This window comes from Actinomycetospora sp. (assembly GCF_055612215.1).
Genome location: NZ_JBVPVA010000260.1, coordinates 1 through 10,437 on the forward strand (window position 1 = coordinate 1; position 10,437 = coordinate 10,437).

General features: G+C 73.9%; 8 protein-coding genes and 1 pseudogene. 4 read left to right on the top strand and 5 right to left on the bottom strand.

The genetic code is table 11. The features are described 5' to 3' along the window. Positions 1 to 639: pseudogene (locus AC0CYZ_RS07190) on the top strand (glycosyltransferase); the annotation flags it as partial. Between the two features lie 28 nt (positions 640 to 667). Here the strand turns inward: AC0CYZ_RS07190 and AC0CYZ_RS07195 are convergent. Both AC0CYZ_RS07195 and AC0CYZ_RS07200 read right to left on the bottom strand, forming a co-directional pair. Continuing rightward, a complete protein-coding gene (locus tag AC0CYZ_RS07195; protein ID WP_472213740.1) occupies positions 668 to 2,581 on the bottom strand; it encodes an arabinofuranosyltransferase in 1,914 nt (637 codons plus the stop codon). A gap of 47 nt (positions 2,582 to 2,628) precedes the next feature. Then, complete coding sequence (locus AC0CYZ_RS07200; protein ID WP_472213742.1) at positions 2,629 to 4,680, bottom strand: DUF6541 family protein; 2,052 nt, start codon at positions 4,678 to 4,680, stop codon at positions 2,629 to 2,631. Between the two features lie 201 nt (positions 4,681 to 4,881). Between AC0CYZ_RS07200 and AC0CYZ_RS07205 the strand changes: the two genes are divergently transcribed. Continuing rightward, positions 4,882 to 5,622, top strand: a complete 741-nt coding sequence (locus AC0CYZ_RS07205) for a class I SAM-dependent methyltransferase (protein WP_472213743.1) — start codon at positions 4,882 to 4,884, stop codon at positions 5,620 to 5,622. Positions 5,623 to 5,771: 149 nt separating this feature from the next. After that, a complete protein-coding gene (locus AC0CYZ_RS07210) occupies positions 5,772 to 6,479 on the top strand; it encodes a class I SAM-dependent methyltransferase (RefSeq protein ID WP_472213745.1) in 708 nt (235 codons plus the stop codon). A 12-nt stretch (positions 6,480 to 6,491) separates the two neighbouring features. Here the strand turns inward: AC0CYZ_RS07210 and AC0CYZ_RS07215 are convergent, their stop codons facing one another. Then, on the bottom strand, positions 6,492 to 7,790 hold the full coding sequence (locus AC0CYZ_RS07215; RefSeq protein WP_472213747.1) for a hypothetical protein: 1,299 nt from the start codon (positions 7,788 to 7,790) through the stop codon (positions 6,492 to 6,494). Positions 7,791 to 7,905: 115 nt separating this feature from the next. On the opposite strand from AC0CYZ_RS07215, the gene AC0CYZ_RS07220 reads away from it, so the two are divergent. Then, positions 7,906 to 9,039 carry a glycosyltransferase gene (locus AC0CYZ_RS07220; RefSeq protein WP_472213749.1) on the top strand — a complete coding sequence of 378 codons (1,134 nt, stop codon included), beginning with the start codon at positions 7,906 to 7,908 and terminating at the stop codon, positions 9,037 to 9,039. Here the strand turns inward: AC0CYZ_RS07220 and AC0CYZ_RS07225 are convergent. Continuing rightward, positions 9,036 to 9,467 carry a DUF2304 domain-containing protein gene (locus AC0CYZ_RS07225; protein WP_472213751.1) on the bottom strand — a complete coding sequence of 144 codons (432 nt, stop codon included), beginning with the start codon at positions 9,465 to 9,467 and terminating at the stop codon, positions 9,036 to 9,038. The two genes, AC0CYZ_RS07220 and AC0CYZ_RS07225, sit on opposite strands and share 4 nt — an antisense overlap. A gap of 1 nt (position 9,468) precedes the next feature. Next, positions 9,469 to 10,248, bottom strand: coding sequence for a glycosyltransferase family 2 protein (locus AC0CYZ_RS07230; protein ID WP_472213753.1), 780 nt, complete (start codon positions 10,246 to 10,248; stop codon positions 9,469 to 9,471). Between the last annotated feature and the right edge of the window lie 189 nt (positions 10,249 to 10,437).

A 10,437-nucleotide genomic window follows, 5' to 3' on the forward strand; every position in this document is an offset into this window, starting at 1 on the left:
TACTTCAACCTGCGCAACGCCATGATCACCTCGGCGCTGCACAGCGGGTTCCCGGTGCGCCACATCGCGGCGACCCTCGGTGACCTGCTCTCGCGCTACCTCGTCTCGATGAACTACGGGCTGGCGGCCACGCTGATCCGCGCGGTCGAGGACTTCCTCGTCGGGCCCTCCGTGCTCGACGACGGCGGCGTGGCCGCGACCGCGCGCATCCGGGGCGAGCGGTCGGCCTACCCGGAGACGGTCATGCACACTGCGGACGCGGCGCCCGGGCTCGGCGCGAGCGACATGCCGATCGTGCGGGCGGGCGGCGAGCCGACCCGCACCCGGCTCGTCATGGCGAAGCGGCTCGCCCAGCAGGCCCTCGGGCGGCTGCCGCACCCGGTGGGCGCCGTCGGGGCGGGCGAGGCGCACTGGTGGCACGTCTCGCTGTTCGAGCGGGTCGCGGTGACCGACGCGGGCCAGGGCGGAGTCCGCGTGCGGCAACGCGACCCGGAGACGTTCAAGCGCCTCGCCCGCGAGGGTGCGCGGGTGCTGTGGCGGCTGGTCCGCGAGGGCGATGCCGCGGCCGGGCGGTGGCGCGCGGCGACGCCGGAGCTCACCGGGGCCGACAACTGGCGCCGGCTCTTCGGGATCCGCTGAAGCTCAGGGGAGAGACGGCCGGGCGCGCTCAGCGCCGGACGATTACCGTCCACGGCCCGACGTCGCGCCGCTCGAAGGCGGGCGAGTCGAACAACCGCTCCGGGAAGGCCACCGTCTCGAAGGAGACGTTCGGGTAGGCCGGGAACACGTCGTGCACGACCGTCACGGTCAGCGTCCCACCCGCGCCCCGGCCGAACAGGAACGCCCGCGGGGCCGGCCAGACCGACGTGTCGAGGCGGCGCAGCAGGTCGTCCGGACCGGTCGACCGGCTCCACGCCCGCACGGCCTCGTTGCGCCGCTCGTACTGCGCCAGCGGGTTCGCGTAGTGCGGCGTCGACTGCTGGAAGCCGTGGAAGGGCTCCGCGACGTAGAACTGGGTCGGGCCACCGAGCACGACGAGCTCCGCGGCGGGCCGCCCCGAGAGCCCGTCGACGGTGTGCACGAGCTGGGGTGACCAGGAGTCGATCCGCGCCGGGTCGTACGCGCCGACCGCGGGCAGCCCGGTGCTCGGGTACGGATCGGAGTAGGCCTCCTGCACCGCGTCGTCGCCGGCGGACAGCGCGCCCTGGGCACACGCGGCGAGGACGACGACGGCGAGCACCGCCGCGAGGGCCCGCAGCGGCACGCCGGGCAGCGGCCACCGCGCGCGGGTGAGCGCGAGGGCCTCGACGGCGGTGAGGACGCCGGCGCACACCAGCACGAGCTCCACGATCGGGGCGAGGCGGAACGCGAGGGTCGTCTGCCCCACCAGCAGGGCGGGCACGGTCAGCGCGAACCAGGCATAGACCAGCAGCACCAGCACGGCGAGGGGGCGCGCGAGGCGGGGCCGCACCGTCCACGCCAGCACGATCCCGATCAGCCCGACGACGCACATCGCCCCGATCGACGACGGCTGGAGCATCGGGAACGTCCAGACCGCGCCGTCGTAGGGCAGGTAGCGCTGGGCGTCGCTGCGCGGCAGGCCCGCGGCGAGCGCCGCCACCGCGTACGGGCCCCAGACGACGAGCGCGAGCACCCCGCCGATGACGAGCACGAGCGCGGCCCGCCCGATCCTCGGGAGGACGTGGCGCGGCGCCCGGCCGCGGGTCGGGAGCAGCGCCCCGACCACGACGAAGACCCCGAAGAAGGCGGCGTGCAGTGAATAGGTCATGGCCGCCAGGCCGAGGTAGACCCCGCTCGCGACCAGCGCGACCGTGCGGTGCCCGACCTCGTCGGCCCGCAGGGCGCGCCACACGATCACCGCGACCGCGGGCATCGGGGCGACGAGCAGCCAGGCGTAGGGCTCGGCCGCGGAGACCCCGAGCCCGACGATCGCGGTGGCGGTCGCGACGAGGACCGCCCGCCCCGGGGAGACCACGAACCGCCACGCGGCGAACGCGGCCCAGGCGGCGACGGCGAGCGTCAGGATCGCCCAGAGCTTGTAGAACTCCCACGCCGGGATGCCCGCGAGGTCCGCCCCGCGGCCGCCCAGCCAGAACCACGCCGCCGGGTAGTACGAAGGCAGACCGAGGTAGTTCATGTCGGTCAGCGCGGTGGTGGAGGCGGCGCGGGCGAGCGCCTGCGTGCGGAAGCTCTGGTCGATCGAGATGCCGCCGAGGTAGTAGTGCGTGCCCTGCAGCAACAGCCCCGGCCACAGGGTGACCAGGGCGGCGAGCAGGCCGGGGACGGCGAGCGTGACCGCGGTCGACCCCGCGCGGCGGCCGGACGCGGCGAGCGCCACGAGGACGGCGACGACGACCGCGCCGGTCGTCGCGGCGACCGCGGTCGCCGCGTAGGTGGGGAACGGGATCCGCAACCGGCTGATCGCGACCTGCAGGACGAGGCACACGACGACGGCCACGACCAGGCCGGCCGCGGCGAGCAGCCAGGCGGGACTCCGGCGGGGCGTCTCGTCGTGCCGCGCCGGCGAGGTGGGCGTCGTACGCAGTCCGACCGTGGACATCGGGGCGACCAGGTGCTCCTTCGGGCGCGCTCGGCGGGCGCACGAGACTAGCGCGGGCGGCCGGGCCCCCCTGTGAGCCGGGCGATCACCGCGGGGTCGAGCCGGTAGACGGTCACGGTGCCGGCGCGGAAGACCGGGGTGAGCCCGGGGAGCCCGGACAGGCCCTCGAACCCGCGCGGGACCGTCAGCCGGTCCGCCTGCGGCCAGTTGAACGGCGCACCCCCGACGCCGATCGCCGGGGCCTGCGAGTCGACGTAGAGCCAGGCGACGTGGAGGTCGAGCAGGTCGCGACGCACCACGGGATCGGTCGGGTAGTCCCGGAAGCCGCCCAGGAGCTGATAGGTGTACGGCTCCGTCGCGCTCCCGAGCGTCGCGAGGTTGACCACCGGCAGCCCGTACTCGGTGTAGAGGATCGTCGAGCCGTCGTTGGCCGAGTTGAGGATGCGTTCGTCCGGGCGCACCTGACCGGCGAGCCAGGCCGCTGCCGCCTCGTCGTCGCCGTCGACGCGGGTGAAGTCGGGGGTCGCGAAGCGGGCGGCGACCGCGTTCTCGTTGATCCGCGCGTAGCCGTGGCCGGGTCCGAGGGCGTAGACGGCGACGACGAGCAGGAGGAGGCCACTCGTCACCCAGGGCACGGCTGATCGACCGATGCGCGGGACCCGGCGCGCGGCCCACCTCGCGGCCACGGCCAGCCCGAGAGCCCCGGCAGGCACTCCGACGAGGCTGAGGTGCGACCAGACCCGAGGCTCCGAGTTGTAGAAGAAGCCGGTCACGATGCCCGCGGCCCCCTTCCCCGGTGCGACGAAGTAGGACACCACCACCGCGAACCACACCCCGAGCGCGGCGAGCAGCGGGGCAGCGCGGCGGGTGAGCACGAGCACGAGCACGCCGAGCAGGATCAGTGCTGCCGCTGCGACCTGGGACCGCGTGCTGTCCGGATCCAGGTAGCCGCCGTAGGCGAAGGTCAGCGCCTTCCCCACGGCGAGGGCCACCGGCCGGTCGGGCGTGGCCGTGGCGAACGCGGTGGTCGCGGCGACCGCCGACGAGCCGACGACGAGCGTCGGGAGGGCGACCACGGCGGCGAGCCCCACCGCCGGCCAGAAGGCCCGGACCAACGAGGACAGGTCCCGCCGGGCACGACGGAGCACGTCGACGAGGAGGTACGCGACCATCGTGACGCCCACGGTGACCAGCGCACTCGGGTGGACGATCACGGCTCCCGCCGTGGCGAGCCCGGCTCCGAGCATCACGGTCCGGGAGGCGCGTCGCCACGAGATCAGCGCCGCGAGGACGCCCGCCGACAGGGCCATCGCCACCGAGTTCGGGAGGATGCCGCCGTCATGGGCGAGCTGGACGCCGGGGCGGTAGAGCGTGGCCGCGAGCACGGCGGCCACACCGGCCGCGCCCATCGTCGTGTCGGCCGCGAACCCGTTGGCTCGGGCCAGCGCCCCGGCGAGGCATGCCGCGCCCAGCGGCATACCGATGCCGACCAGGAGCAGCGCCAGTGCGTTGACCGAGACGACGACGTTCCCGGTCAGCTGGGTCGCGGCACCGGCGAGGAGATGGAACCCGGCGGGGTAGAAGACGGGCTCGGAGCGCGTGAGCACGTCGACGGGAGCCAGCTCCCAGGGTGCGCCGGTGCCGGTCCGGGCGATGTAGGACGACAGCGCCAGGTGGTAGATCATGTCGTGCTCCTGCGGATACGTCCGCAGTGACCAGCCCATCCCACCGAGCCAGGTGAGGACGCTGACGACCAGCCCGCCCGCGATCGCCAGCAGTCCCCCGAGGGCGGGCACCGTCAGGAGGGGAGAGGCCCGTCGTGGCGGGTCGGGCAGGACGCGCCGTCGGCGTCGAAGCACCCGCTGGGTCGCCCCCGCCACCCCCAGGAGAGCGGTCGCGACAGCGAGCGCGACGATTCCGTAGGAGGCACCGACCAGCGAGGTGACGATCCCGGTCAGGGAAGCGACCGCCACCGAACAGGGCGCTGACAGCGCGATGTACCACGTCGGCCGACGCACACCGATCAGCAGGAGTGCGCACGCCCCGGGCAACACCGACACACACGCGGCGACGACGATCCCCGTTGCGTCGAGGAGCACGGCGCCCTCCTTCCCCCGGAATCGGAGGTTAGCGCTCGTCGTTCGGTCCTCCGTCGCGGTGTCCGCCTCCTCGACGGCCGACCTCGCTGCCCTTCCGGAGTTGCGACGATCACGGCCCCCCGATCGGGCGCCGCCCACGGCGGAGGTCGGGCCGAGAGGCGGCACGAACGGTCCGCTACGGGCGGCTGATAGCTTGCCCGCGTGGTGAGCGTGGGCGTCGTCCGGGTCGAGGCCACGAGGGTGTGGAACCGCGCCAACACGATGATCCGGGACGACGGGATGGGCCGAACGGTCGGCTTCCTCGCCGGGCAGGCCTGGGAGCACGCGACACTGCCGCTACTGCGCCGTGATCGCGCCGACGCGCGGTTCCCTTTCGACGGCGCGGAACTCCCGTACGAGTACTCCTGGTACGGGCAGACCTGGCGCAACGAGCGGACCGTCGAGATCGCGATCGCCCGGCACTTCCTCGCCACCGGCACGACGGGCCGGATGCTGGAGGTCGGCAACGTCCTGCACCACTACGGCATCCGCGGACACGAGGTCCTGGACCGCTACGAGCGCGCCGTTCCCGGGGTCATCAGCGAGGACGTCATCGCGTTCGACCCGGCGACGCGGTACGACACCATCGTGTCCGTGTCGACGCTCGAGCACGTCCGCTGCGACGAGGACGAGAAGGATCCCCGGGGTTCGACGAAGGCGCTGGAGAATCTCCGCCGGCTGCTCGCCCCCGGCGGTCGGATGCTGGTGACCGTCCCGGTGGACTGGAACGCCGGGCTGGACGCGGACCTGGCGTCGGGTCGGTTCGCCCTCGACCGCGGCACCTTCTACCGCCGGACCTCGCGCTTCGACTGGGCTGTCACCGAGCCGGAGCAGGCGCTCGCCATGCGCTACGGGACACCCTACGAGGCCGCCAACGCGCTGTTCGTCACGACGACGCCCTGACGCAGTTCGCCCTCGTCGGGATCCGGACGACGACACGTTCGAAGGAATCTCCTCGATCACGACCACTCCGGGCAATGCCTGTCACCGGCGCTACGTACGCATTCCGGCCCCGAGCCGGGCTCGGCCGGGGAGTGCCCCAGAATCAGCCCATGACGACGACCGACTGGGACGCCTATGCCGGCACGTACCGGCAACTCGTCGACGAATCGACGGTCCCGCCACTGCTCGCCGGGGTGATGAGCGCGTCGCGCGGAACGATGATCGATGTCGGCTGCGGGGACGGCATCCTCCTCGACCTCGTCCGCGCGGCGTTCGGCGAGACCTGGACGATCCAGGGCTTCGAGATCAGTGCGGCGCGCGCCGAGATCGCCCGTGCGCGCGGACACGAGGTCTCCGCGGACGAGCGCGGGATCGTCCCTGCCCCGTCCGGCACCTTCGACCTCGTCACCTCGACCCACGTCATCGAGCACGCCCCCGACGACCACGCGTACGCCCGGGAGCTCGCGCGGCTCGTGCGTCCGGGCGGGCTGGTCTACGTCGAGACGCCGGTCAAGCTCCGCGGCGCCTGGTACTTCCGGCGCAACCCCGAGGCGGGCTGGGTCCTCGACCCCACCCACGTGCGCGAGTACAGGTCGGCGGCCGCGGTCAACGCGGTGCTGGAGTCGGCCGGGCTCGAGGTGATCGCCGAGGACCTGACCCAGGTGCGCTTCCCCCTCGCGGCGGCGGAGCTCCTCGTCCGGCGGCTCGCCCGACTTCCCCAGCCCACCGGCGCCCGGAACGGGGTCGGTGCCGTCGAGGTGTCCATTCCCCGCTATCGGCAGCAGGCGGTCCTGGCGCGCCGCCGCGCCGACGCCTGAGGAACGCCCGGGTCAGTGGGCCCGGGCAGCCACCCGACCGACCCGACCGTCGGCCACGAGCACGCCACCGAGGACGACCACCGCGGCCGCGAGCTGGGCCAGGGCGGCCCAGAGCCGGGCGTCCCCCGGAACCACGGACACCAGACCCAGGGTGCAGAGGCCGGCCAGCCACGCGAGGCCGACGTCGCGGTGGCGGCGGAAGGCCAGCACGCGCGTCTGCAGCACGAACGCCGCGGCGCCCACGATCGTCGACGCCGCCAGCGCCGCCGTCGCCGGCCACGGCGGCACGTCCCGGACGGCGAACGCGAGGCGCGCCAGCCAGGGGACGACGAAGACCGCGACGAGCAGCCAGGGGACCGTCACGGCACCGAGCAGCACCAGCAACGGCCGCAACGCCCGGCGTGTCCCCTCCCGGTCGTCGTGCTGGGCCGCCGCCGACACCGAGGGCAGGAGCACCGCCTGGATGGCGGGGAAGACGAACACCGGGGCACGCAGGATGACGGCCACCGCCACGAAGCCGGCCGCCGCGGTGGGCGCCGCTGCCAGGGACGACGTGACCGACACCGGCGCCAGGTTCCACACGCCCTGCGAGGACAGGTAGAACAGCGACGTCCAGGCGAGGGCGGCCAGGCTGATCCGGTGAACGCTCGCCCGCGACGCCACGCGGCTCCCCGTCGACCACAGACCCGGTAGCCGCGTCCACAGGCCCGCCCGCACCGTGCGGAGCGCCACGAGGACCGCGGCGAGCCCGGGCGACACGACCAGCACCGCGACCCAGGTGGCGACGGCGTCCACGTGCGCGAACGCGAGCGCCGCCGCGCCGAGCAGGGTGAACCCCGCCTCCAGCAGGAAGGTGGCGCTGTACGCCCCGAACCGGCGCCGCGCCGCCAGCGGGCCGCGCACGCAGTACGAGACGGCCATGGTGACGGACCCGAGGGCGAGCGCGCAGGCGACCTCGACGTCCGGGAGCAGCGGGGTCGCGGCCAGCGACAGGGCGACGGCGGCCACCAGCAGCACCGCGGCTCGACGGCCCGCCGTGGCGAGTACGGGCCGTCCGTCCTCCCCCGCCGCGTCGGCCGCGGCCAGCGCCCGGCTCGTCTCGAGCTCGACCGACGCGAAGACCCCTCGGCCCACGGTGTTCAGCAGCAGGTAGAAGGCACTCACCGCCGCGAAGCCCGCGGCGGGCATCGTGCGTGCGGCGAGCGCCAGGAGCACGTAACCCGCCAGTGCGAGGAACACCTGGCTCACCGGGACGCCTGCCGCAGCGCGGAGCCGGGCGTCCCGCAGACGCCCGAGACCGCGGAGTGCCACGCACGGAGATTACGGCGCGCCCGGCACCGCCGGGGCTCCGCCCCGTCCATGCCCGCGGAGTCGGACACGAGGCCGTTGCTAGGTTGGCCCGCGCCCGGAGACCGGGGAGGGCCGCATGACCGAGCTTCGGATCGTCGCGCTGACCAGCTACGGCGCGCACACCGCCCTGACCGGGGGCCGGCTCCGTCGCGACAACCTGCTCGCGGCGCTGGCGGCGCGCGGACACCTCGTCACCCGTTTCGACGTCCCCGCCCGGCCGGGCCCGGCCTCCGCGGCCCGGTCCGTGCCGGTCGCCTCGAGCCGAGGTTTCCGGGAGGCGCTGGCCGGGTCGGACGTCGTCCTGCTCGGCGACGTCTTCTGCCTCCCGGCCGTCCCGATCATCCGACGTTCGGGGGTGCCGATCGTCCTCGATCTCGTCGACAGCCCGTACCGGCTCGTCGGCTCCGCCCCCCGGACCACGGTGCCGCAGCGGCTCTCCGCGCTGGCCGGGTCCGCGCAGCTCGTCCCGGTCATGAAGCTGCTCTATCCGCTCGTCGCCGCCGTCACCTACATCTCCGAGGACGACGCGGCCTGGGACGCCGCCCGCGTCCGCCGGAGCCCGCCGACCCACGTGGTGCCGAACGGCATCGCCGCGCCCCTGTTCGAGCTCGACCTCGTCCGCCCGCCGGTCGACGGATACGTCGCGTGGCTCGCCGACTGGACCTACGCCCCCAACCGGGACTCGCTGCGGTGGTTCGTCGACGAGGTGGCTCCCCACCTCCCCGACGACGTCCTGGCGCGGATCACGCTCTTCGGCGCCGGGGATCCGTGGGCCCTCCACGCCGACGGCCCCGCCCTCGAGCGGATGCGCACCCTGGTTCCGTTCGCCGGCTTCCTGGATTCGCTCGCGGACGTCTACACCGGAGCACGCGCCGCCATCGCCCCGGTCACGCGGGGTGCGGGCGTCAACAACAAGGTCCTCGAGCCACTCGCCGCCGGGCGGCAGCTCGTGACGACCGGTGTGGGCACGCGCGGCCTGCCGCCGTCGGTGGTGACGAACCTCCGGTACGCGACGGAGGGCACGGAGTTCGCGTCGGCGCTGCGCTCGATGCTCGACACGGCGTGGGATCCCGACCGGGCCCGCGCCGCGCGCTCGTCGGTCCACCCGCTCAGTTGGGACCGGGCCGGCGTCCTCATGGAGCGCGTCCTGCACGACGTCGTCCGACCGGGGGCCGAGGCAGCGACGAGCCCCGAACAGCAGGCGGGTTAGTCAGCCGGCGGACCCGGATCGCCGTCCGAGCGCATCCCCGGACCGATCGCGGGCGCAGCGTCGGGTTCCTGGTCCAATCGCGTGCGCCACTCGAGCTCCTCGAGACGCAGCCGGATGGCCCCGACCTCCTCGGCGAGGCGTCGGGACTGCTCCTCCAGGACCCCGACCTCGATCGAGAGCTGCAACGACACCCCGAAGAGGATCAGCAGCGAGACGAGGAAGAGCAGATTGCTGGGCACCGCGATGCCGAGCAGTCCGGACGCGCGGTTCAGCAGCGAGGGGAAGACCGAGAGCACCACGGTCAGCCCCGCGACGAGCACCCACAGGAACGCGTACTTCTGACGCAGGCGACGTCGCCGCAGGAGCTCGAAGACGAGGACGAACGCCGCGACCGCCACGACGACCGTGACGATCGTGAGCCGCGCCATCTCAGACGGCCGCCTCGACCGTCGACCCCGGCCGGACGATCGGTGCTCGTCGCGCGACCGCGAGCATGATCGCCGTCAGGACCCGGACCAGGTACGCGGACGACCGGAAGGCGTTCTGGCTGGGCACACCCCCGGCTCGCTCCCGCATCGCGACGGGCACCTGCGCTATCCGGAGGTGAGCCCTGCTGGCGAGGACCAGCGCCTCCACCGTGTCCCCGAGGTACTCCTCGGGGAAGTCGAACGCGAACAGCGCCAGCGCCCGGCCGTTGATCATCCTGAACCCGGACGTGGGATCGGTGAGCGGGGTTCCGACCAGACGCGAGAGCGTCGAGGAGAGGAGCCGCATCGCCCACCGTCGAGGGCCACGCACGACGTACTCGCCGACGCCCGCGAAGCGAGCGCCGACGACGACGTCCGCCTCGTCGAGTGCGACGTGCAGACGGGCGATGTCCGCCGGATCGTGCTGCCCGTCCGCGTCGACCTGCACGACGCAGTCGTAGCCCTCCTCGTAGGCGAACCGGTATGCGGCCCGCATGGCGCCGCCGACTCCCAGGTTGAAGGGCAGGGCCATGACGCGCGCGCCCGCAGCGCGGGCGACGTCGGCCGTCCGGTCGGTCGAGCCGTCGTCCACGACGAGCAGATCGGCCGAGGGTTGGTGCGACCGCACCTCGGCCACGACCCGCCCGATCGACTCGGCCTCGTTGAGGGCGGGAAGCACCACGAGCAGCGACGTCGCGAACTCTTCACGACGTGTGGGATCGGCCGGCGCCGCCGCGGTCACGATCGGACCTCACCGCGGGGAGGGGTCTGCGCCTCCGCTGCCTGCCCGCCGGCGACGTCAGCGGTCCCGCCTGTGTCCACGGCCACGTCGGCGAGGGTAGTGAGGGGCGCGCCGCGGACGAACGCGGCACCCCGACGGGGTCACCCGATCGTACGTCCGCCCAGGTCAGGCGCTCGTCGTGACGTAGAG

What these genes read in the sequence shown, in the direction of transcription:
- AC0CYZ_RS07210 (WP_472213745.1), top strand. Translation starts at nt 5,772, where the DNA reads ATGACGACGACCGACTGGGACGCCTATGCCGGCACGTACCGGCAACTC.
- AC0CYZ_RS07195 (WP_472213740.1), bottom strand. Translation starts at nt 2,581, where the DNA reads ATGTCCACGGTCGGACTGCGTACGACGCCCACCTCGCCGGCGCGGCAC.
- AC0CYZ_RS07220 (WP_472213749.1), top strand. Translation starts at nt 7,906, where the DNA reads ATGACCGAGCTTCGGATCGTCGCGCTGACCAGCTACGGCGCGCACACC.
- AC0CYZ_RS07225 (WP_472213751.1), bottom strand. Translation starts at nt 9,467, where the DNA reads ATGGCGCGGCTCACGATCGTCACGGTCGTCGTGGCGGTCGCGGCGTTC.